The sequence below is a fragment of the Bacillus sp. EB V-12 genome (assembly GCF_056158125.1).
The window spans coordinates 197,557-219,645 of the sequence record NZ_JBUXJL010000007.1 but is presented as its reverse complement, the minus strand read 5'-3'; the positions used below and the strand labels follow the sequence as shown (position 1 = coordinate 219,645).

The following is a 22,089-nucleotide window of genomic DNA, read 5'->3' as shown; positions in this document are numbered from 1 at the left end:
TTATACAATTCACACGTGTAAAATTATGTGTAAAGACACCTGTGTGAGGAGGACTTCTAGTGGGCAAGGTAAAAGAAATTTCGAAGCGCAAACTACTTGGTATAGCTGGGCTTGGATGGCTATTTGATGCAATGGATGTTGGAATGCTTTCATTTGTAATGGTAGCCTTGCAAAAGGATTGGGGATTAAGTACGCAAGAAATGGGCTGGATAGGCAGTATTAACTCAATCGGTATGGCAGTAGGAGCGCTTATTTTTGGGATACTATCAGATAAAATAGGGCGAAAATCAGTCTTTATTATTACATTATTATTATTTTCTATCGGTAGTGGTTTAACTGCATTAACAACAACACTTGCGATGTTTCTCGTTTTACGCTTTTTAATTGGTATGGGGCTTGGCGGAGAGCTTCCGGTTGCCTCTACACTAGTATCAGAGAGTGTTGAAGCGCATGAGCGTGGGAAAATTGTTGTTTTATTAGAAAGTTTTTGGGCAGGTGGATGGCTAATTGCAGCTCTTATCTCGTATTTTGTTATTCCTAAATATGGTTGGGGAGTTGCGATGGTATTGAGTGCAGTTCCAGCATTATATGCTTTATATTTAAGATGGAATTTACCGGATTCCCCAAGGTTCCAAAAAGTTGAAAAAAGGCCATCTGTTATTGAAAATATAAAATCAGTTTGGTCTGGGGAATATCGTAAAGCAACAATTATGCTATGGATTCTATGGTTTTGTGTTGTTTTTTCCTATTATGGAATGTTCCTTTGGTTACCGAGTGTAATGGTGCTAAAAGGATTTAGTTTAATAAAAAGTTTCCAATACGTACTTATTATGACATTAGCTCAACTTCCAGGATATTTCACAGCTGCTTGGTTTATTGAACGTCTCGGTCGTAAATTTGTTTTGGTTACGTATTTAATCGGGACAGCTTGCAGTGCTTATTTGTTTGGGGTTGCGGATTCATTAACAGTATTAATCGTGGCAGGTATGTTACTATCCTTCTTTAACTTAGGTGCTTGGGGAGCATTATACGCCTATACACCTGAGCAGTATCCAACGGTTATTCGTGGTACAGGTGCAGGAATGGCAGCAGCATTTGGTCGTATTGGTGGTATTCTTGGGCCACTATTAGTGGGATATTTAGTTGCCTCAGAAGCTTCACTATCATTAATATTTACGATTTTCTGTGGATCAATTTTAATTGGTGTATTCGCTGTAATAATACTTGGACAGGAAACGAAGCAACGAGAATTAGTATAAAGTGAAAATTTAAACGTATCCTGGATCGTTTATCATCCTACACTACTCGGCTCTTTATAGGCAGTTAGTACGGGATAAAGGGGGAGAGGAAACCGAAGTGGTTTCCTTTTTTCTGTTTTTTTAGATAAATAATGGTATAGTAAGAAAAAGGGATTATTTCTTATAAAAGCGAATGTATACAACAGGACATATGGACAAAGAATTAGGTGGTTGAAGAAATGAAAATTTTACTGATTATGGAAGAGGCAGAAGAGAGAAGAGAGTTAGCTGAAAATTTCACTGAAAATATGAGAAATGTAGAATGTTTTGAAGCAAAGACAGGAACAGAATCTTTATTTATGATGAAAAAACATATACCAGACTTTGTTTTTTTAAGTTCCAAATTACTAGATGGTACTGGTTTTGAATATGCAAGTTTATTACGAGAAATAAATTGCTATACAAAATTTATTTTTGTAGGTGAAAACATAGAAGAATCTATTACAGCTTTTCGTTTCCAAGCATTTTATTATTTATTGCGACCATTTCGTGAAGAAGATTTACAATTTCTTTTATATAAAATAGGTAAAGAACAAGGTGAGAAAGCAAAGAGTTATTTGCGAAAACTACCGATAGAAAGTCAAGAGGGCATACGATATATTCTTCCAGAAGATATCGTATATGTAAGTAAAAATAAAGAAAATAAAACTGTTTCAATTTACACAACGAATAATCAGTATATTTCAACATATACACTTCAGGAATTAGAAAATAAGCTAAATGCATATGATTTTTTACGTGTACATAAAAGCTATTTAATTAATATGTCATATGTAAAAGAACTGAAACCTTATTATAATGGCACGTATAATTTGTATTTAGATAGGTATGATGAGCAACCGATTCCAGTCAGTCGTAATTATGTAAAACGCCTTCGAAATAACATTGAATTATAGTAGATAATGAGAGTATTTTAACATGATAAACTGAAAATCCTTCATGATAGGGAGGATTCAAGTTAAATATTCAGAAAATTTAGTACAATCTCCACTAAGAAATAGTATTGGGGGAATTGTATGTGAAGACATTGAAATCGATCTTACTTTGGGGCGTTATTACAGCAGTAGGAGCAGGTGCTTTTGGGGTAATAGCTTTATCACAAGGTGAAACCATTAATGCTGTATGGCTCTTAGTAGCTGCCGTATGTGTATATGCAGTTGCTTATCGCTTTTATAGTAGATTTATAGCGAGAAAGGTTTTTAATTTAGATGATAATCGGCAAACACCAGCCCATACATTAAATGATGGGAAAGACTATGTTCCAACAAATAAGTGGGTATTGTTTGGACATCACTTTGCAGCGATTGCTGGAGCGGGACCTTTAGTAGGACCGATTTTAGCGGCACAAATGGGGTATTTACCAGGGACCATTTGGATTATTGTTGGGGTAGTTGTTGCGGGGGCTGTCCAAGATTTTGTTATTTTATTTGCTTCAATGAGACGTAATGGTAAATCGTTAGGAGAAATGATTAAAGATGAGATTGGACCTGTTACAGGACTAATTGCAATGATAGGTATTTTAGGAATTATGATTATTTTATTAGCAGTATTAGCGTTGGTCGTAGTAAAGGCACTAATCGGAAGTCCTTGGGGAATGTTTACGATAGCAGCAACGATTCCTATCGCTATTTTAATGGGAGTTTATATGCGCTATATTAGGCCTGGTCGTGTTGGAGAAGGATCAGTAATCGGTATTATCCTACTTATTTTATCTCTTGTTGGAGGACAGTATGTAGCAGAAAATCCAACACTTGCAAGTATGTTCACATTTAGTGGTGAAACAATTGCTATTATGCTTATTGTATATGGATTTATCGCATCGGCATTACCAGTTTGGATGCTTTTAGCACCACGTGATTATTTAAGTACATTTTTAAAAGTCGGAACAATTGTAGGGTTAGCAATCGGTATCTTAATTGTAGCACCAGATTTACAAATGCCAGCAGTTTCGAAATTTATTGATGGAACTGGTCCTGTGTTTTCTGGAAACTTATTCCCGTTCTTATTTATTACTATTGCTTGTGGTGCAGTGTCTGGATTCCATGCTCTCGTTTCATCAGGTACGACGCCGAAGATGATCGAGCAAGAGGGACACGCACAGCCAATCGGTTATGGAGCAATGTTAATGGAGTCGTTTGTAGCAGCGATGGCGATGATTGCGGCTTGTGTATTAACACCGGGAACGTATTTTGCAATTAATAGTCCCGCAGCACTTATCGGTACAGATGTTTCGCAGGCAGCTCAAGTTATTTCCTCATGGGGATTTGCTATTACACCAAATGAACTAAAAGATCTCGCTGTAAATGTTGGAGAGCAAACAATTTTATCACGTACAGGTGGTGCGCCAACATTAGCGATAGGTATGGCATATATTTTCTCACAAGTAATAGGTGGAACGGCCATGATGGCATTTTGGTATCATTTTGCGATTCTCTTTGAAGCTCTATTCATTTTAACAACAATTGATGCCGGAACGCGTGTCGGCCGATTTATGATTCAAGATATTTTAGGGCATGTATATAAGCCATTTGGGAAAACGGATTCTACATTAGCGAATGTAATCGCTACAACATTATGTGTATTAGGGTGGGGATATTTCTTATACCAAGGGGTAATAGATCCGCTCGGTGGAATTAATACATTATGGCCACTTTTCGGTATTGCAAATCAAATGCTAGCAGGTATTGCATTATTACTTGGAACGACAATTTTGTTCAAAATGGGAAAAAAGGCGTACGTTTGGGTAACACTTATTCCAACTGTCGGGTTGCTGATTGTAACGATGACGGCGGGATATCAAAAGCTATTTCATGAAAATCCTAAAATTGGATTTCTATCGCATGCAAAGGTATTTCAGGGAGCATTAGATGAGGGAAAAGTGTTAGCGCCAGCTAAAAATGTCGCTCAAATGAAGCAAATTATTTTCAATGATTATATTGATGCAGCGCTTTGTGGGATTTTTATGATAGTTGTAATCGCTGTGTTAATTTCAGCACTTCGAATTTGGATACAAGTATTAAGAAATAAGCCAATGCCGTTAAAGGAGGCACCATATATTCCGAGAGATGAAAGTGAGTCGAGGAACTATGCTTAAAAAGCTGTGGCAAGTATGGAGGGAAAGAAAACGCTTTATTAGTTTGCTCGTTGGGGTACCAAGTTATGAAGTATATGTGGAGCATATGAAAAAGCATCATCCTGAAGAAGAGGTTTTATGTCAAAAGCAATTTTTTGCTGAGGCACAAGAAGCAAGATTTAATGCAAAGGGTGGAAAAATATCACGCTGTTGTTAATGAAAAAGGGCGAGTTTTCGCCCTTTTTATTTTTTTGCTGTTTCACGTGGAACAGCAAAAATAAACAAAATATTTGGGAATTAAAGGTATTTCGTATACAATAAGGTGAGGAAGGGGATAGATGGAAAAGTAGGGAGATTATTTTATGTTAAAGGACTTATTTGTAAATACAACAATTATTCTTTCCTTTATTTTTATTGGAGGTCAGCTTTTAAGGGATAAGCCGTTAAAAGAAGGATTCTCTTTTGGACAGAAATGTGTAGTAGGCATTTTTACTGGGATACTAGGTATAGTATTAATGTATTTCAGTGTTCGTGTTGGTACCATTCTATTGGATTTACGCTACTTAGCTGTTATTCTAGCTGTTATTATTGGAGGACCGATAGCGAGTACCATAACAATTATTATGATTTTAGTAACTAGGCTGTTGTTTATGGATTATTCATTAGCTTCTCAAGTGGCTTTTTATACAATCATTGCGATAGGAATAGGGAGTATCTTTATTTCGCGCATGAAGCTTTCTTTAGGGGGAAAGTGGGTATGGTTACACACATATATTTTATCTATTCTAATCCCAGCGTTATATATATGGTTAATTAAAGAGATCCACATAGTGGGATTATATTTAATTTCTAGTATTATTACAGGTTACATAACATTCATAAGTGCAAATTATGTTTTACAATCCAATGAGTTATTTCAAAAGATGAAACAATACGCAACGATAGATGCATTGACAGGTTTAGGAAACGTAAGACAGTTTGATTTAGAGATGAATCGTCATATTAGTAATAAGAACATGAAAAATGATTCGTTTTGTTTACTACTTATAGATATTGACCACTTTAAGTATGTAAATGATACGTACGGGCATCCTGCAGGGGACGAAGTGCTAAAACAAGTAGGATGTATTTTACGAGAAACTTCACAATTTCCAGATTTGGCTTTTCGAAAGGGTGGAGAGGAGTTTGCGCTTTTGATACCGAATAAGGGATTAGCTTACGGAATTCTTACGGGAGAGCAAATTCGTACAGCTGTTGAAAGTCACTCATTTCAATTGTTAGATGAAACGAAAATAAAAATTACTGTTTCGGTGGGGGTTTCGGAATATGAAGAATCACCGGAGCAATTTATTCAAGCGGCGGATGATGCGTTATACTACTCGAAACGAAATGGTAGAAATAAGGTCAGCTCTGTATCTTAAAGATAAGATGACCAGAAGACATAAAGCTTATAAAAAACACTCACAGAGGCAATGTATGAACTTTGTGAGTGTTTTTTATTTATATATTAGACAAGTTCTTTTGATACAACGAATTTACGATATGCACCATGGTGAGTTGGACCTACGTATTCGTTAATTTTGAATGAGTAACGAATAGCAGCTGTGATGAATTCTTTAGCAGTTTTTACTGCTTCTTTCACAGGTTTTCCTTTTGCAAGTTCTGCTGTAATTGCAGCAGAATATGTGCAACCTGCGCCGTGTGTATTTGTAGTATCAATTTTTTCTGATTCTAAAAGATCGAATGTTTCTCCATCATATAGGACGTCGATTGCAGTTTCCGTACCAAGTTTGCTTCCGCCTTTAATTAGTACGTATTTGGCACCTAAAGCGTGGATTTTCTTCGCTGCTTCTTTCATGTCCTCAAGAGAATTAATTTTCACACCGCTTAATTGGTAAGCTTCAAATAAGTTTGGCGTTACAACTAATGCCTTTGGCACAAGAACGTCACGTAAGCAATCGTTCGTTTCAGGGTGTAATGCTTCATCTGCACCTTTACATACCATAACAGGGTCAACTACTACATTTTTGAAATTGTGCTTTTCGATTGTTTCTGCAACCATTTCAATAATTTCTACTGATCCAAGCATACCTGTTTTTAAAGCGTCTACGCCAACACCTTCAATTGTTGTTTCTAATTGTGGTTTTAATGTAGAAGCTGGGATTGGAAATACGTTATGTGCCCAACCGTTATGTGGATCCATCGTTACGATTGTTGTAAGAGATGTCATTCCGTATACGCCCAGTTCTTGGAATGTTTTTAAATCTGCTTGTATACCAGCACCGCCACTTGTGTCAGAACCAGCGATAGTAAGTGCTTTATTTAATGTCATTATGAAAGCCCCCTCGAGTGATATAATGAAAACTATGTTTTCACCATTATATCAATGTTACGAATAAGTACAAAGTGAAAAGTAGATGATTTATTTTAAGAGCTATTTAAAATCTTGTATGCAGGAGAATGAGTATGTTTCGAGATAATCGTACGAATGAATTAGTTATATTAAAGGAAATTGCAGAAACATTAAATACATCAAATGATACATATCATGTATTGCAAGCTGTCCTCGAGAAATTGCTAAGTGTAACAGGTTTAACGACAGGATGGATTTTTCTTGCGGATGAAAATGGGAAGTATACGAAGTTAATTGATTATCAATTACCAGAGGCACTTACATATAAAAATAAACGCCCGATGTGCGAAGGTGAATGTTGGTGTTTACGAGGTTTTGTAGATGGAAAATTAGAGAGAGCCGTTAATATTATTGAATGTAAAAGAATTAATAATGCAATTGAATATAATTGGGGGGATACGGAGGGCATTCTTCATCATGCTACGGTTCCTTTAAAAGCTGGGGGAGAAAAATTTGGGGTGTTAAATGTTGCAAGTCCGGGTAAAACACATTTTTCAGAAGAAGAATTAGTATTACTCCAATCGGTTGCCTTCCAAATTGGTACGGCTTTAAAGCGAACAAAATTATATGAAAATGAAAAGAGAAGAGCACATTATTATGTGAAATTAGAGCGTTTCATTCAAGATTTAAAAATGATTCATAAGTTTAATGTACTACCTGAAAAGGTGGTAAATCACGTAGGTGAAGTATTTCAATGGAATCAAGTAGCGCTTTTTATTAGGGAGGAAAAAGAATTATCTCTGCGAGCGTCTTACGTTCAGGAAGAGTTACAAGAGGATGTAAAAGAGGCGGCCAAGAAGGCGTTAGAACAAGATGAACCAGTTCTAATAAAACATCAAATAGGACATAATGTACATCTAAATCGAGCTGTTATTGCTACACCAATACATATTCAAAACCATATATTTGGTGTTTTATGTGTTAGTTTGAATAATGGAGAGTTTGATGCTAATACAATAGATGTAATTCAAGCATTATCGAACCATGTTTCGTTAATAATAGAGAATTTGAGGTTAAACGAGCAGCGCCGTGAACTTGTACGAATGGAAGAAAGAAATCGGTTAGCAAGAGATTTACATGATTCTGTTTCGCAAAAATTATTTTCATTAACCTTCATGACAAAAGGCGCCGAGGCAGTTTTAAAAGGTAAAAATGAAAAGGTAGATCAATCTTTGCATGAGATGCGTGAACTTGCGCAAGGAGCTTTGAAAGAAATGAGGACATTAATTTGGCAGCTTCGTCCGGCAGGATTAGAAAAAGGATTATTGCCAGCTCTAAAGCAGTACGGTGAAAATTTGGGACTGAAAATTAGGGAGCAAGTTACGGGTGTTCGTGATTTACCTCGTGTAGTAGAAGAAGCTTTGTGGCGCATAGGCCAAGAAGCACTGAACAATGTAAGTAAGCATGCAGGTGTAAAAGAAGCGACGATTTATTTTACAGTGAATGAGAAAAATGTATCATTAGAAATAGTTGATCAAGGAAAGGGCTTTGTGGAAAAGAATATAAAAGAAAAGAAATCACTAGGTATGACTACGATGCGTGAAAGAGTAGAATTAGTTGGTGGAACAATTAAAATTGTAAGTAGTAATAAACGAACGAGCGTAAAAGTAAATGTACCATTATGATGTGAAAATGAGGGAAGTTTGTGAAAATAAAAGTATTGTTAGTTGATGATCATACAGTCGTTTTAAAAGGATTAGCATTTTTCTTAAGTACACAGGAAGATTTAGAGTTAGTTGGAGAAGCGAATAATGGGAAAGAAGCGTTAGTGAAAGTAGGAGAAACAAATCCCGATGTTATATTAATGGATTTATATATGCCTGAAATGGATGGTGTTGAGGCGACGGCATATATAAAAAAAGAGTATCCAAATGTGAAAGTAATTGTATTAACTAGCTTTTCTGATCAGGCGCATGTGTTACCTGCATTAAGGGCTGGAGCAAGTGGGTATATTTTAAAAGATGTAGAACCAGATCAGCTTGTTGAGGCTATTCGAAGCGCATATAAAGGTAATATTCAATTACATCCGGATATAGCAAATGCTCTTCTCTCTCAAACATTACCTGTAGAAGAAAAGGAAGAAGAACCTTCTATTCAAGTGGATGTGCTAACAGCGAGAGAAAATGAAGTATTGCAGCTATTAGCGAAAGGGATGAGCAATAAGGAAATTGCATCTGTTTTAGTTATTACAGAAAAGACGGTTAAGGCGCATGTAAGTAGCATTTTGAGTAAGTTGAATTTATCTGATCGTACGCAAGCGGCATTATATGCAGTTAAAAATGGAATTGTATAAGACGAAAGTCGTAAGACCAAGTTCGCCTTTAGAAGGTGGACTTTTTTTATGGAAAAATACGTCTATGTGAGGACGAAATTGTCTTTATATAAAGATAAAATATGTTTGTAAGCAACAAAACAACAATTACAAGGGATACCTTTTTTGAAAGCATATAACAACATAAGAGTGAGTACTAGGAGGAATAAATAATGGCAACAGTTTTATTCGTTAAAGCAAATAACCGTCCAGCGGAACAAGCAGTTAGTGTAAAATTATATGAGGCATTTTTAGTAAACTATAAAGAAGCACACCCAAATGATACAGTAGTAGAACTTGATTTATATAAAGAAGAATTACCATACGTAGGCGTAGACATGATCAATGGTACATTCAAGGTAGGTAAAGGATTTGATTTAACAGAAGAAGAAGCAAAAGCAGTAGCAGTTGCTGATAAGTATTTAAATCAATTCCTAGAAGCTGATAAAGTTGTTTTCGGCTTCCCATTATGGAACTTAACGATTCCAGCAGTATTGCACACATATATTGATTATTTAAACCGTGCTGGTAAAACGTTTAAATATACGCCAGAGGGTCCAGTTGGCCTAATTGGAGATAAGAAGATTGCATTATTAAATGCAAGAGGCGGCGTATATTCAGAAGGTCCAGCAGCTGAGGTAGAAATGGCTGTTAAATATGTAGCAAGTATGATGGGCTTCTTCGGCGCAACAAACATGGAAACAGTAGTTATTGAAGGGCATAACCAATTCCCAGATAAAGCAGAAGAAATCATCGCTGCAGGTCTTGAAGAAGCAGCTAAAGTAGCAAGTAAATTTTAATTAAAATTATAATCGTCACTCGAAAAAAGCAGAATTAACATGTAAACGTTAATTCTGCTTTTTTATATTTTTAGTTCATCAGCAAGCTTTTCTAATGTATTTCGATCTTGTATATAATATGTTCGGCCTTCTTTTCTTAAATAATTTTGTTGGCAAAACTGATTTAATACATATAAAAGATGACGGTAGCTGATATTTAAATATTCCGAGGCCTCAGTATGCTTTTCTATATAACAATTATTTTGCTCTGTTAATAAAATAAAAGCAGCTAATCGATTTTCAAAAGGATAACTATAGTTTTTTGCGTAATTTTCAGTGCGAGTAATTGTCTTTTCTCCAATAAATTTACATAAGTGCTGTAAAAACGTTGCATCTTGTAATAAAAGTTGCTGACAATCTTTAAGAGGAAGTGCCAAACACACACAATCTTCTAGTACTTCAACGGACTTAGTAATATGTTCTACTCCTATTAATCCTAATTCTCCGATAAAAGATGGTGCTTGAATAAAATTAATTAATGAAACCTTCCCGTTTTTATGACTCATATATATTTTAGCTCTCCCAGAAATTAAGTAATAGAGATAAGGAAGAGCATTTCCTTCACTACATATCATCTCTTTCGTTTGAAAAGAATGCAGCTCTACATATGGCAAGACATGAAATGAAAATAGGGTATGGAATTGATGGATTCGCATGTATTGATAAATTTCTTCCTCATTTTTGCTGATTTTCATATTTTCACCCCTATGTATAGTATGAGATATCTCCTATTATCTTTACAAGAAGGAATGATACGATTTATGTAAATTTGTTTTTGTAGAAAAGAGAGTGTGATGAATTTATGAAAAAATATAAAACATTGTTATTTGATGTAGATGATACATTACTAGACTTCCAAAAGGCTGAAAAAGTGGCTTTACGGGTACTTTTTGAAGAGAAGGGAATCCCTTTAACAGATGAGATAGAGGCTCGTTATAAAAAAATAAATAAAGGTCTTTGGGATGCTTTTGAAAAAGGTGAACTATCACGCAATGAAGTTGTAAATACACGATTCTCTCTGTTGTTTAAAGAGTATGGAGAAGAAGTAAATGGAATATTATTCGAAAATAATTATCGTAACTACTTAGAAGAAGGAAATCAACTCATGCAAGGTGCATTTGAATTTATAAATCAAATTCAAGGGGAGTATGAGTTGTATATAGTGACAAATGGTGTTTCTAAGACGCAAGATAAACGTTTGCGTAATGCAGGGTTACATTCATTGTTTAAAGATGTTTTTGTTTCGGAAGATACAGGTTTTCAAAAGCCGATGAAAGAGTATTTTGATTATGTTTTTGAACGGATTCCTAACTTTGCACCTGAAGAAGGGCTGATTATTGGGGATTCATTAAGCGCGGATATTAAAGGTGGATATGTAGCGGGAATTGATACTTGTTGGTTTAATCCAGAAAGGAAGTTAAATGATAGTGGGATTATACCGACATATGAAGTGCATAATTTTGAGGAGTTAGAAGCGTTATTAAAGCAGCATGTGTAATAAAAAAATAGACAGTGGAGCTTTCGTCTACACTGTCTATTTTTGTTAATTTGTATTTTCGTTATGTTTTGGGAGTGGAAAGGCATTCCCGATAGCAGCTGCACCAAGCATTGGCAATAGTAAATTAAGCGGGAAAAACATAAGTAATAGCAATGTAATAGCTATTGGCTTTCGTAACGCATAGCTCGAAATTGCTGTCGTTACGATAGCAACGGATGCTACTGGATCTATAGGAAGAATAGATGCTATAGCGTATCCAATACTTGATCCGGAAAATATAATTGGGAATATATGTCCACCCCGCCACCCTGTGTTCAAACAAACGGCAGTAATACACAACTTTAAAATCCCTGAAAGAAGTAGTATCCAAAAAGATAAATGGCTCCATTCAACAACTAACTCTTTTAATTGATGTTCCCCTGAAAATAATGTGTACGGAAGAAAAGTTCCTGCAATTCCTAATAAAATGCCACCGATAATTCCGAGTGTCAGCTTGTATTCTCTAAAAGGGTGAATGAACTTTTCTAATGTGAATTCTAACTTGAAATAAAAGAAACCAACTATAGCGCCGATACTAGCAAGTGGAAGAAATGCAATCCATTCATTGAAAGAAAGTGCACCTTCCCCGAAATCAACAATAAAGGATCCACGATTATCAAGTTTACTCAGTAGTAAATAAACAGAAAAACCTGCGAAAGTAGTAGCTAAGTATACAATCGCTTTTTTTCCTTTAGAAAAAGCAGCAATTTGTTCCCCCTCATTTTCATTTGGTGCTAAATAACCGAATAATGGTGCGTTAAAAATGACACTTAAAGTAGCGCCAATTCCGATCTCGGTTAGCTCATTCATACCCTTTAAGGCAAATTTAAAGCGATCCCCTACCCATGTGCACAGTCCGCCTATAATTCCAACTAGTGCGGCTTCTGGACCAAGACTAGCACCGAAAATTAAAACAATAATCGCTGTTAAAGTAGCCCGATGGACAAAGCGATATTCGATTCGACCAGTTTTTTTATATTCAGCCATTACTTCAGGCATAAGGCGTGGGTATGTACCGAAATGTTTTTGTGATAGACCAACAAGGACCCCGCCAATTATTGTTACGCAAAGGGTGTAATAAGAGGGAAAAGAGAGAACTTCAGGCAAGTATCCCCAAATAAAGTGGATTCCAATATTTATTGTGACTAAAAATAACCAGACTGTAGCTCCTACTATAGATCCTAGAAGAATGCCATATAGAGCAAGTATGTACTGCATATCTTTTTTATTTGTCATGTTATACCTCCGTTATGTAAATCTTAGTAGGGAAAAAAGTGAAATATACTAGTGAAAAATGGATTGAATATATATAGTATCTTTTTGAGAAGATGGCCTATTCAACATATAGGCTAACTTTTGGGGAATTTGAATTTATAGGTTAAATTACTTATTTAATTTTATAGACTGATTTGAGGTTTTTAAAGGTCTTTTTTGAAATAGACTAGAATATATTTCTTTTGTTGCTTTATATGAAACTGTTAACATTTATTTTAGAACATTCAGAAAAACTGTTTGACATTAGGAAATTATTGCTATAAAATCAACGGTAATTGCATAGTCTTATCAAGAAAAGGTGGAGGGACAGGCCCGATGAAACCTTGGCAACAGCCGTATAACGGAATTGTGCCAAATCCTGCAGGTAGTAATCCTGAGAGATAAGAAAGAGCCTTTAGAGCGTGTTTTCAAACTGCTCCTTTCTTGTTTTCAGGAAAGGGGCAGTTTTTTATTTTGTATAAAAAAAGGAGAATGAGAGATGGGAGAATCATGGGGAAAAGGAACAATTTGTGTGCAAGGTGGCTATACGCCAAAGAATGGTGAACCACGTGTTTTACCACTTTATCAAAGCACAACGTATAAATACGATACTTCGGATGATTTAGCAGCTCTATTTAACTTAGAGGCAGAAGGATATATTTATACACGTATTGGAAACCCTACTCTAGCAGCATTTGAGCAGAAGTTATCAGATTTAGAAGGCGGTGTAGGAGCTGTTGCAACGGCTTCTGGGCAAGCAGCTATTATGCTCGCAGTTTTAAATATTTGTAGTAGTGGAGACCATTTACTTTGCTCTTCAACTGTTTACGGGGGAACGTTTAATTTATTTGGGGTGAGTTTACGTAAGCTTGGCATTGATGTTACGTTCTTTAATCCAAATTTAACGGCAGATGAAATCACGGCGCTTGCTAATGACAAGACGAAACTTATCTATGCAGAATCGTTAGGAAATCCAGCGATGAATGTTTTAAATTTTAAAGAATTTTCAGCAGCCGCTAAAGAATTAGAGGTACCTTTTATCGTTGATAATACATTAGCAACTCCTTATTTATGCCAGGCGTTTGAACATGGGGCAAATATTATTGTTCATTCTACGACGAAGTATATCGATGGGCATGCGAGCTCCTTAGGCGGTATTGTAATTGACGGTGGAAACTTTGATTGGACAAATGGAAAGTATCCTGAACTTGTTGAACCAGATCCAAGTTATCACGGTGTAAGTTACGTTCAAAACTTTGGTGCAGCAGCGTATATTGTGAAAGCACGTGTTCAGCTATTAAGAGATTATGGAAATTGTATGAGCCCATTCAATGCATATATTAGCAATATTGGCTTAGAAACATTGCATTTACGAATGGAACGTCATAGTGAAAATGCTCTTGCAGTTGCTAAGTGGCTTGCTAATCATGAACGTATTGAATGGGTGAATTATCCAGGCTTAGATAGTAATGAAAATTACTCATTAGCACAACAGTACTTGAAAAAAGGTGCTAGTGGTGTTTTAACTTTCGGTATTAAAGGCGGATTAGAAGCAGCAAAAGAATTTATCGCAAATGTAAAACTAGCAACTCTTGTAACGCACGTAGCTGATGCACGAACTTGCGTTATACATCCTGCTAGTACGACGCATAGACAATTAAATGCTGAAGATCAGCGTTTAGCGGGTGTTACATCTGATTTAATTCGTTTATCGGTTGGTATAGAAGATGTTTCTGATATTATTGCAGATTTGGAAGCAGCTCTAGTTGGAGGCAAAACACATGCCGATCATAATTGATAAAGATTTACCGGCTCGCAAAGTGTTGCAAAAAGAAAATATTTTTGTAATGACGAAGGAGCGGGCAGAAACACAAGATATACGTGCTTTAAAAATTGCTATATTAAATTTAATGCCAACGAAACAAGATACAGAGGCGCAATTACTTCGCTTAATTGGAAACACACCGTTACAATTAGATGTTCATTTGCTTCATATGGAATCACATCTATCGCGTAATGTAACGCAAGAACATTTAACAAGCTTTTATAAAACGTTTCGTGATATTGAAAATGAAAAGTTTGATGGGCTCATTATTACAGGAGCGCCAGTGGAGACCCTTGCTTTTGAAGAGGTAGATTATTGGGAAGAGCTTAAACATATTATGGAGTATTCAAAAACGAATGTAACATCTACGCTCCATATTTGCTGGGGGGCACAGGCTGGCTTGTACTATCATTATGGTGTTCCAAAGTATCCCCTTAAGGAAAAAGTGTTCGGTGTATTTGAACATGAAGTTTGCGAGCAACATGTGAAATTATTACAAGGATTTGATGAATTGTTTTTTGCTCCGCATTCTCGTCATACAGAAGTACGAGAGAATGATATTAGAGGAGTGAAAGAATTAACATTGTTAGCAAACTCTGAAGAAGCAGGTGTTCACCTTGTTATTGGGCCAGAAGGAAGGCAAGTGTTTGCCCTTGGACATAGCGAATATAGTTGTGAGACGTTAAAACAAGAATACGAACGAGATCGTGACAAGGGATTAAATATTGATGTGCCAAAAAACTATTTTAAACATAATAATCCAGATGAAAAGCCGCTTGTTAGGTGGAGGAGTCATGGTAATTTATTGTTTTCTAATTGGTTGAATTATTACGTGTATCAAGAAACCCCTTATATATTGTAAAGAAAGATTGTGTAACACGTGGCAACGTTTTCCTTGTAAAGATTAACCTTTATTTTTCCGAATGTTCAAAATACATTGTTTTTCAGATTTTTTACTCATATAATTTCATCTAAACACAATTTTTGAGGGGTGGACAGTACTATGAAAGAAATTCAAGTTGGGTTATTAGGTCTTGGGACAGTTGGCAGTGGTGTGGTTCGTATTATTACGGATCATCAAGAACGACTCATACACCAAGTAGGTTGTCCAGTGAAGGTAACGAAAGTATTAGTGCAAAACATTGAGAAAGAGAGAGAGGTAGAGGTACCTTCTACTCTATTAACACAAGATGCAAATGAAATTTTAGATAATCCAAATATTGATGTTGTTATTGAAGTGATGGGTGGCATTGATGATGCAAAATCATATATTTTACAAGCTTTAAAAAGCGGAAAGCATGTTGTAACTGCAAATAAAGACTTAATGGCATTACATGGAGCTGAATTATTAGCGACAGCAAAAGATAATAAGGCTGATTTATTCTATGAGGCGAGTGTGGCAGGGGGAATTCCAATTTTACGCAGTATCGTAGAAGGACTTTCTTCAGATCTTATTACGAAAGTAATGGGAATTGTAAATGGAACAACAAATTTTATTTTGACGAAAATGTCAGACGAAGGGAGAGCATATAACGACGTGTTAAAAGAAGCCCAACAACTTGGATTTGCAGAAGCAGATCCAACATCAGATGTAGAAGGTTTAGATGCAGCAAGAAAAATGACGATTTTAGCTACCCTCGGTTTCTCTACAAATGTAGAGCTTGGAGATGTGAAAGTAAAAGGTATTACCTCTATTACAGAGGAAGATATTGAATACAGTAAGAGCTTAGGTTATACAATTAAATTAATCGGTCTTGCAAAACGAGATGGTGAAAAATTGGAGGTTACAGTTGAACCAACTTTACTTCCAAATACACATCCTCTTGCAGCAGTACAAAATGAATATAACGCTGTGTATGTGTACGGTGAAGCAGTTGGGGAAACGATGTTTTATGGACCAGGCGCAGGAAGTTTACCGACAGCTACAGCTGTTGTTTCGGATTTAGTTGCTGTAATGCAAAATATTAGATTAGGGGTAACAGGAAATAGTGCTGTAGTCCCACAATATCAAAAAGTATTAAAAGAGCCAGACGAAATTGTCGTGAAAAAGTTTTTAAGACTGCATGTAAAAGACGAAATTGGTGTATTTGCAAAAATTACTTCATTGTTCTCTGAGCGCGGAGTTAGCTTTGAGAAAATTATTCAAATGCCGCTTGAAGAGAAAGGAAAGGCTGAAATTGTAATTGTAACGCATCGTGCGTCTCTTGCTGATTATGATTATATTCTACATACGTTGCAAGGGTATGAAGAAATAGATTGTTTGAAAGCGAGCTATCGAATTGAAGGGGATGCTAAGTAGTATCTCTTACCATAAAACAGAAAGAGCCTATTAAGCAGCTTGCTTAATAGGCTCTTTTCTATTTAAAATCTGCGTACCAACTTGAATAAATGCTTGGATAATCCAGCCTGTTGTAAAGGATAAGATGATTGTTCCAAAATAGATAGGTCCGTCTAATAAAAAGCTTAACGTTAAAAATAAAAAGGCTAATGAAATCTCTGTTCTTCTAAACGTCCATTTTTTCTTCTCGGCAACCGTTAAAACGAAAGCTTCTTGAGGCGCTGCACAAAGGTTTGTAGAGACGTAAAGACCAATTCCAGCTCCAACGAATAGATTTCCGCAAATAAGTGTTATATATTTTGGAAGAGAGCGGATAGCGTCCATAATAGTTGTAATGGAACCAATCCAATCAACAAAAAGAGAAATAAGAACCATCGTTACAATTGTACCAATTGTAATTTGTTTTTTATTCCAAAAGAGTACGATAAGTGTAAAGGCAAAGTTAATCATGAAAATCCAAAAACCAATACTTATCCCAAAATTTTGATATAGTGCAATAAAGAAGGAATCATAAGGGCTAAGTCCAAAGAAAGTAATTGTCGTCATCATATTAATACCGATGGCAAGAATGAGTAAACCGCCAATGAAAAATATATATTCTAATTTGAATCGAAGCATAGTTGTATATCCTTTCTAAATGTATTTGCTAGGAAAGGATATATTGTGGAAAGCTTACCAGGTCAAGGGAGAATTTTTGTGAAAAGGGGAAAATGAGATGACAAATATAAGAAAGATTGCTGAACTTGCTGGAGTATCTGTTTCAACTGTTTCACGTGTACTAAATAATCATCCGTACGTAAATGAACAGAAACGAAAAGAAATTTTAGCGATTATAGAAGAATTAAATTACACGCAAAACGTGAATGCAATTCATTTAGTGAAAGGAAAAACGAATGTAATTGGCGTTTTATTGCCACACGTAAATGATCAATATTATAGCGCTATTATCGAGGGGATATCAAAAGAGACAGCAAAGAATAATTATAATATGATGCTTTGCCAGACGAATTATAGTGAAGAAAGAGAACTAGAAATTTTGAATATGTTAAAAATGAAAAAGCTTGATGGGGTTATTATTTGTTCTCGGACAAATAGTAAGGAGAAGCTTGAAGAATATACGAAATTCGGCCCGATTGTTATGTGTGAAGAAATAGATTCAAAATGCATTTCAAGTGTACATATCGATTACTACAAAGTATTTTCACGTGGGATGAAAAGCTTAATAGATGCCGGTCATACACGTATTGGATATTGTATTGGAAGAAGTAATAGTGTTAATAGCCAAAGACGAAAGAAGGCGTATGAAGATTCGCTTCAACAGAGTATCGTAACACCGTTAGAGACCTGGAAATTTGAAGGTTGTTTTACAGTGGAAGATGGACGCAATGTAATTAGAGAATGGGCTCATATGTCAGTAAAACCGACAGCGTTCCTTGTATCTTGTAACCATATTGCAGCGGGGATGGTTACAGAAGCAAAAAAACAAGGAATTCGTATTCCAGAGGATATTACGATTATCGGGTGTGATGATCAAGAGGTGGCAGATATATTGGGTATAACGACGATTTCGCATTCTAGTAAAAACGTTGGAGTAAAAGCGTTTGAATTATTATATGAAAAGATTAATGAAGAGAAATTAGATGTGAAGCATATAGAGTTATTACCAGAGTTAATAGATAGAGAAACGACATAATTGAGAAGGTGTGAAAATCGCTTTTCAAAATTTCGTTTGGTATAATTATGGACAATCTATGAGGGCTAAAAGGGGTTTTGATATGAGATCAAAAGTAGTAAAAGTAATTCTACTCATTACAATTGCATCTTTCTGTTTATTTGCATATGGCTTTGTTTCAGGTGTAAATGATGTATTAAATCCGAAAGCTTCAAATTTAATTAAAAAGACCGATGTAGTGGCAAAAGAGAAAAAGAAAACGGGAACGTTACAAATCGTTAGTTTAGGTGATTCATTAACGCGTGGCGTTGGTGATAAAGAAGGAATTGGCTATGTTGGGCGAATGAAAGAGGATTTACAAAAAGATTATAAGCAAAAAATTGCATTAACAAATTTAGCAGTTAGTGGTGCAAAAATGCCCGATTTATTAAAACAAATTGAAAGTAATGGCGCTCAATATTCAATTAAGCAAGCAGATGTAATTGTGTTAACGATTGGTGGAAATGATTTGTTCCCAGGCTGGGAATCACTTGGGAAAATAGATTTAGAGACGTATCGTCCTGACACAGAGACGTTTCAAAATGAAGCAAAGAAAATTATAGAAGAAATTCGTAAATTAAATACAGATAGTCCGATTTTTTGGCTTGGTTTATACAATCCTTTTGAAGATGTAGAAGATTTAAAAGGGTCTTCAAACATTGTTGTGGACTGGAATGCATCTTTAGAGAAATTAGCGCTAAACGATAAAAATGTGTATATTACACCGACATTTGATTTATTCCAAAACCGCGGGAAAGATTTATTATACTCTGATCATTTTCATCCGAACGAAGTAGGTTATACGTATATGGCAGAACGTTTAGTTCAAAATGTTGTAAGTAAATTAAAACTAGAACAAGGAGGGGTAAAATGACGACGATACTTTCCGTACGAGACTTGAAGAAGGTAATTGGAAAGAAGACTCTTGTAGAGAATATTTCCTTTGATGTAAAGCAAGGAGAAGTGTTCGGGTTCTTAGGACCAAATGGTGCTGGAAAGACGACTACGATTCGAATGTTAGTCGGATTGATTAAGGCGACAGAAGGTACGATTTCTATCGGTGGTTATTTGATTAAGGAAAATTTCAGAAAAGCGATGCGTCAAATTGGGAGTATCGTTGAAAACCCAGAGTTGTATACATATTTAACGGGATGGGAAAATTTAAAGCAATTTGCTCGTATGTTAGGTGATATATCAGATGAACGTATTATTGAAATTGCTGAAATGGTTCATTTAGATGAAAGAATTCATGACAAGGTAAAAACGTACTCACTTGGTATGAAACAACGCCTTGGAATTGCGCAGGCGCTCCTTGGAAATCCGAAATTGCTCATATTAGATGAACCAACGAATGGTTTAGATCCAGCAGGGATTAGAGAACTTAGGGAATTTATACATAAGCTTGTAAAAGAAGAAAATATGAGCGTGTTTATTTCAAGCCACTTGCTAAGTGAAGTGCAAATGATATGCGATCGCGTTGCTATTATTCATAAAGGAAAGATGATAACAGTTGCCAAGGTTGAAGAATTAATTAAAACAGCAAGTGATCGTGTAGAATGGATTGTTACACCGATTTCTAAGGCGAAAGATATGCTAGAAGCGGCCGAAGAAGTAAGGGAAGTGAGTGTAGAAGGCGATCGATTACTATGCCGCATGGATATTGCATCTATAAGTAGTTGGAATAAACACTTTGTCGCAAATGAAATAGATGTACATAGCGTTAAGGAGCTTGTATTTACGCTAGAAGATTTATTTATTGAACTCACAAGGGGTGAGCAGCATGCGTGAATTTGCGAATCTAGTTTTAAATGAATCAGAAAAGATTTACCGCAAGAAACGTATTTTTGTTGTCATGCTTATTTTAGCAATCTTGATCCCGCTTTTTGTGTATGCGCAGTATCGTGAAATAGAAACGACACAAAAAAGACTCGGTACAACTGATTGGAAGGTTTCATTGCAACAGCAAATTGTTGATTCTCAGAACCGGTTGAACAATTCTAGGTTGCCAGAAGAATGGCGTGATTGGTTAAAGGTAAGAGTTGAGCAACAACAATATTATTTAGATCATGATATTAATCCGATGGAACCGGGTGCACCGACTTTTGTCAGAGCATTTATTGAACAAGGAATTACATTATTTATTCCGCTTCTCGTAATGATTGTCGCCATTGATATCGTTTCAGGAGAACGAAGTGATGGGACGATGAAGATGTTACTTACGCGGCCGATTCGGCGCTGGAAAATACTCCTTAGTAAATACGTGACGATGTTATTTTTCATTTCGCTCATACTGTTTCTTGTAGGTTTGTTTGCTTACATATTATCAGGGCTTGTATTTGGGTACTCGGGATGGAATTTACCTGTTTTAACAGGATTCGTCATTGATAAGGAAACGTTAAATACGAACTTTGTGCATCTTATTCCGCAGTGGCAATACATCTTAATGGCGTATGGACTAGCCTGGTTTGTTGCTATCGTTGTCGGAACTATATCATTTATGGTCTCTGTTTTAATTCGTAATACACCAGCTGGTATGGGCGTTATGCTAGCTGCATTAATTGCAGGCGGTATTTTAAGCTCGTTCGCAACATCTTGGGAAGGCGCCAAATATATTTTTAGTGTGAATTTATCATTAACGGATTATTTATCAGGAAAATTACCTGCATTACAAGGTTTATCGATGGGATTTTCTTTGATGAATTTAACTGTTTGGGCAGTTGTTTCTCTTGTTATTTCGTTCGTAGTATTTACAAGACAGGATATGGTGAATTAATTAGACAGGAAGTGACAGTATGGAAAATGTTTTAAAGAATGATTGGGAGCCACTATTGGCACCAGAATTCGAGAAAGAGTATTATCTTACTCTATCCAGTTTTTTGACAGAAGAATACAGCACGCATGTTGTTTATCCGAAGGTAGAAGATATTTTTAACGCTCTTCAGTATACAAGTTATGAAAATACAAAGGTTGTCATTTTAGGGCAAGATCCATATCATGGACCGAATCAAGCGCATGGTTTAAGCTTTTCTGTGCAACCTGGTGTTAAAACACCACCGTCATTGTTAAATATGTATAAAGAACTTCGAGATGAATATGGTTATGAAATCCCGAATAACGGTTATTTAGTAAAATGGGCGGAACAAGGAGTATTATTACTAAATACCGTATTAACAGTTCGTCAAGGCGAAGCAAATTCTCATAAGGGAAAAGGATGGGAGCACTTCACAGATCGTGTAATTGAACTGTTGAACGAACGTGAAAAGCCAGTTATTTTCATATTGTGGGGGCGCCATGCGCAGGCGAAGAAGAAATTAATTACGAATCCGAATCATCATATTATCGAATCTGTACATCCAAGCCCATTATCGGCAAGACGTGGTTTCTTTGGTAGTAAGCCATATTCTAAAATAAATACGATTTTAGCTAATATGGGCGAAAGAGAAATTGATTGGGAAATTCCAAATTTATAAATAGAAAAGGTAGTTAACAG

21 protein-coding genes and 1 riboswitch are annotated in these 22,089 nt (G+C 35.8%); of the genes, 17 read left to right on the top strand and 4 right to left on the bottom strand.

The annotated features are described in order from the left end of the window. The first annotated feature begins 59 nt into the window (after window positions 1-59). From ACZDYH_RS21425 to ACZDYH_RS21405, 5 genes are all read left to right on the top strand, one after another. The gene (locus ACZDYH_RS21425) at window positions 60-1,259 is read left to right on the top strand and encodes an MFS transporter (RefSeq protein WP_434713212.1); all 1,200 of its coding nucleotides are present in this window, start codon (window positions 60-62) and stop codon (window positions 1,257-1,259) included. A gap of 218 nt (window positions 1,260-1,477) precedes the next feature. After that, window positions 1,478-2,194 (top strand): LytR/AlgR family response regulator transcription factor, encoded by a 717-nt coding sequence (locus tag ACZDYH_RS21420; protein WP_000698256.1) that lies wholly within the window; start codon window positions 1,478-1,480, stop codon window positions 2,192-2,194. A gap of 122 nt (window positions 2,195-2,316) precedes the next feature. Next, entirely contained in the window at window positions 2,317-4,392 is a 2,076-nt protein-coding gene (gene cstA, locus ACZDYH_RS21415) for a carbon starvation protein CstA (RefSeq protein ID WP_000854311.1), read from the top strand. After that, complete coding sequence (locus ACZDYH_RS21410) at window positions 4,385-4,588, top strand: YbdD/YjiX family protein (protein WP_000914505.1); 204 nt, start codon at window positions 4,385-4,387, stop codon at window positions 4,586-4,588. The genes cstA and ACZDYH_RS21410 overlap by 8 nt, the downstream gene beginning before the upstream one ends. A gap of 145 nt (window positions 4,589-4,733) precedes the next feature. Beyond that, window positions 4,734-5,792: a GGDEF domain-containing protein gene (locus tag ACZDYH_RS21405; RefSeq protein WP_434713208.1), complete on the top strand. Its 1,059-nt coding sequence runs from the start codon at window positions 4,734-4,736 to the stop codon at window positions 5,790-5,792. An 86-nt stretch (window positions 5,793-5,878) separates the two neighbouring features. Here ACZDYH_RS21405 and pdxK read toward each other — a convergent pair whose 3' ends face one another. Then, window positions 5,879-6,703: a pyridoxine/pyridoxal/pyridoxamine kinase gene (gene pdxK, locus ACZDYH_RS21400; RefSeq protein WP_000174252.1), complete on the bottom strand. Its 825-nt coding sequence runs from the start codon at window positions 6,701-6,703 to the stop codon at window positions 5,879-5,881. A gap of 134 nt (window positions 6,704-6,837) precedes the next feature. Between pdxK and ACZDYH_RS21395 the strand changes: the two genes are divergently transcribed. The 3 genes from ACZDYH_RS21395 (at window position 6,838) to ACZDYH_RS21385 (ending at window position 9,895) form a co-directional block, all read left to right on the top strand. After that, window positions 6,838-8,409, top strand: coding sequence for a GAF domain-containing sensor histidine kinase (locus ACZDYH_RS21395; RefSeq protein ID WP_025687491.1), 1,572 nt, complete (start codon window positions 6,838-6,840; stop codon window positions 8,407-8,409). A 20-nt stretch (window positions 8,410-8,429) separates the two neighbouring features. Next, a complete protein-coding gene (locus ACZDYH_RS21390; protein ID WP_000695799.1) occupies window positions 8,430-9,077 on the top strand; it encodes a response regulator in 648 nt (215 codons plus the stop codon). A gap of 191 nt (window positions 9,078-9,268) precedes the next feature. Beyond that, the gene (locus tag ACZDYH_RS21385; RefSeq protein ID WP_000246744.1) at window positions 9,269-9,895 is read left to right on the top strand and encodes an FMN-dependent NADH-azoreductase; all 627 of its coding nucleotides are present in this window, start codon (window positions 9,269-9,271) and stop codon (window positions 9,893-9,895) included. Window positions 9,896-9,957: 62 nt separating this feature from the next. Here the strand turns inward: ACZDYH_RS21385 and ACZDYH_RS21380 are convergent, their stop codons facing one another. After that, window positions 9,958-10,629: a transcriptional regulator YeiL gene (locus tag ACZDYH_RS21380; protein ID WP_400856262.1), complete on the bottom strand. Its 672-nt coding sequence runs from the start codon at window positions 10,627-10,629 to the stop codon at window positions 9,958-9,960. Between the two features lie 107 nt (window positions 10,630-10,736). On the opposite strand from ACZDYH_RS21380, the gene ACZDYH_RS21375 reads away from it, so the two are divergent. Beyond that, window positions 10,737-11,432 (top strand): YjjG family noncanonical pyrimidine nucleotidase, encoded by a 696-nt coding sequence (locus ACZDYH_RS21375; RefSeq protein ID WP_000760196.1) that lies wholly within the window; start codon window positions 10,737-10,739, stop codon window positions 11,430-11,432. A gap of 45 nt (window positions 11,433-11,477) precedes the next feature. On the opposite strand, the gene ACZDYH_RS21370 is transcribed toward ACZDYH_RS21375, so the two are convergent. Next, the gene (locus tag ACZDYH_RS21370; RefSeq protein WP_434713204.1) at window positions 11,478-12,707 is read right to left on the bottom strand and encodes a chloride channel protein; all 1,230 of its coding nucleotides are present in this window, start codon (window positions 12,705-12,707) and stop codon (window positions 11,478-11,480) included. A 321-nt stretch (window positions 12,708-13,028) separates the two neighbouring features. Further along, a riboswitch (SAM riboswitch) is annotated at window positions 13,029-13,133 on the top strand. 91 nt (window positions 13,134-13,224) lie between these two features. Here ACZDYH_RS21370 and ACZDYH_RS21365 point away from each other — a divergent pair. The 3 genes from ACZDYH_RS21365 to ACZDYH_RS21355 all read left to right on the top strand — a co-directional run bounded on the left by ACZDYH_RS21365 (window position 13,225) and on the right by ACZDYH_RS21355 (window position 16,849). Then, on the top strand, window positions 13,225-14,523 hold the full coding sequence (locus tag ACZDYH_RS21365) for a bifunctional O-acetylhomoserine aminocarboxypropyltransferase/cysteine synthase (RefSeq protein WP_000504780.1): 1,299 nt from the start codon (window positions 13,225-13,227) through the stop codon (window positions 14,521-14,523). Beyond that, window positions 14,507-15,412: a homoserine O-acetyltransferase MetA gene (metA, locus tag ACZDYH_RS21360; RefSeq protein WP_001121540.1), complete on the top strand. Its 906-nt coding sequence runs from the start codon at window positions 14,507-14,509 to the stop codon at window positions 15,410-15,412. Before ACZDYH_RS21365 ends, metA begins: the two co-directional genes overlap by 17 nt. A 141-nt stretch (window positions 15,413-15,553) precedes the next feature. Beyond that, entirely contained in the window at window positions 15,554-16,849 is a 1,296-nt protein-coding gene (locus ACZDYH_RS21355) for a homoserine dehydrogenase (RefSeq protein ID WP_434713202.1), read from the top strand. Between the two features lie 30 nt (window positions 16,850-16,879). Here the strand turns inward: ACZDYH_RS21355 and ACZDYH_RS21350 are convergent, their stop codons facing one another. Continuing rightward, window positions 16,880-17,506, bottom strand: a complete 627-nt coding sequence (locus tag ACZDYH_RS21350; protein ID WP_434713200.1) for a YczE/YyaS/YitT family protein — start codon at window positions 17,504-17,506, stop codon at window positions 16,880-16,882. Window positions 17,507-17,603: 97 nt separating this feature from the next. On the opposite strand from ACZDYH_RS21350, the gene ACZDYH_RS21345 reads away from it, so the two are divergent. The 5 genes from ACZDYH_RS21345 to ACZDYH_RS21325 are packed head-to-tail and all read left to right on the top strand — an operon-like array spanning window position 17,604 to window position 22,069. Further along, window positions 17,604-18,581, top strand: coding sequence for a LacI family DNA-binding transcriptional regulator (locus ACZDYH_RS21345; protein WP_000181975.1), 978 nt, complete (start codon window positions 17,604-17,606; stop codon window positions 18,579-18,581). A gap of 10 nt (window positions 18,582-18,591) precedes the next feature. Continuing rightward, on the top strand, window positions 18,592-19,473 hold the full coding sequence (locus ACZDYH_RS21340) for an SGNH/GDSL hydrolase family protein (protein ID WP_002022849.1): 882 nt from the start codon (window positions 18,592-18,594) through the stop codon (window positions 19,471-19,473). After that, window positions 19,470-20,387: an ABC transporter ATP-binding protein gene (locus tag ACZDYH_RS21335; protein ID WP_016123903.1), complete on the top strand. Its 918-nt coding sequence runs from the start codon at window positions 19,470-19,472 to the stop codon at window positions 20,385-20,387. The genes ACZDYH_RS21340 and ACZDYH_RS21335 overlap by 4 nt, the downstream gene beginning before the upstream one ends. Beyond that, complete coding sequence (locus ACZDYH_RS21330) at window positions 20,380-21,372, top strand: ABC transporter permease (protein ID WP_434713198.1); 993 nt, start codon at window positions 20,380-20,382, stop codon at window positions 21,370-21,372. Before ACZDYH_RS21335 ends, ACZDYH_RS21330 begins: the two co-directional genes overlap by 8 nt. 19 nt (window positions 21,373-21,391) lie before the next feature. After that, window positions 21,392-22,069: a uracil-DNA glycosylase gene (locus ACZDYH_RS21325; protein ID WP_000432519.1), complete on the top strand. Its 678-nt coding sequence runs from the start codon at window positions 21,392-21,394 to the stop codon at window positions 22,067-22,069. The last annotated feature ends 20 nt before the right edge of the window (window positions 22,070-22,089 follow it).

Coding starts and splice junctions, on each gene's coding strand:
- ACZDYH_RS21330 (WP_434713198.1), top strand. CDS start 20,380: ATGCGTGAATTTGCGAATCTAGTTTTAAATGAATCAGAAAAGATTTAC.
- ACZDYH_RS21395 (WP_025687491.1), top strand. CDS start 6,838: ATGTTTCGAGATAATCGTACGAATGAATTAGTTATATTAAAGGAAATT.
- ACZDYH_RS21345 (WP_000181975.1), top strand. CDS start 17,604: ATGACAAATATAAGAAAGATTGCTGAACTTGCTGGAGTATCTGTTTCA.
- ACZDYH_RS21385 (WP_000246744.1), top strand. CDS start 9,269: ATGGCAACAGTTTTATTCGTTAAAGCAAATAACCGTCCAGCGGAACAA.
- ACZDYH_RS21380 (WP_400856262.1), bottom strand. CDS start 10,629: ATGAAAATCAGCAAAAATGAGGAAGAAATTTATCAATACATGCGAATC.
- ACZDYH_RS21335 (WP_016123903.1), top strand. CDS start 19,470: ATGACGACGATACTTTCCGTACGAGACTTGAAGAAGGTAATTGGAAAG.
- pdxK (WP_000174252.1), bottom strand. CDS start 6,703: ATGACATTAAATAAAGCACTTACTATCGCTGGTTCTGACACAAGTGGC.
- ACZDYH_RS21420 (WP_000698256.1), top strand. CDS start 1,478: ATGAAAATTTTACTGATTATGGAAGAGGCAGAAGAGAGAAGAGAGTTA.
- metA (WP_001121540.1), top strand. CDS start 14,507: ATGCCGATCATAATTGATAAAGATTTACCGGCTCGCAAAGTGTTGCAA.
- ACZDYH_RS21365 (WP_000504780.1), top strand. CDS start 13,225: ATGGGAGAATCATGGGGAAAAGGAACAATTTGTGTGCAAGGTGGCTAT.
- ACZDYH_RS21405 (WP_434713208.1), top strand. CDS start 4,734: ATGTTAAAGGACTTATTTGTAAATACAACAATTATTCTTTCCTTTATT.
- ACZDYH_RS21350 (WP_434713200.1), bottom strand. CDS start 17,506: ATGCTTCGATTCAAATTAGAATATATATTTTTCATTGGCGGTTTACTC.
- ACZDYH_RS21410 (WP_000914505.1), top strand. CDS start 4,385: ATGCTTAAAAAGCTGTGGCAAGTATGGAGGGAAAGAAAACGCTTTATT.
- ACZDYH_RS21375 (WP_000760196.1), top strand. CDS start 10,737: ATGAAAAAATATAAAACATTGTTATTTGATGTAGATGATACATTACTA.
- ACZDYH_RS21325 (WP_000432519.1), top strand. CDS start 21,392: ATGGAAAATGTTTTAAAGAATGATTGGGAGCCACTATTGGCACCAGAA.
- ACZDYH_RS21355 (WP_434713202.1), top strand. CDS start 15,554: ATGAAAGAAATTCAAGTTGGGTTATTAGGTCTTGGGACAGTTGGCAGT.
- ACZDYH_RS21370 (WP_434713204.1), bottom strand. CDS start 12,707: ATGACAAATAAAAAAGATATGCAGTACATACTTGCTCTATATGGCATT.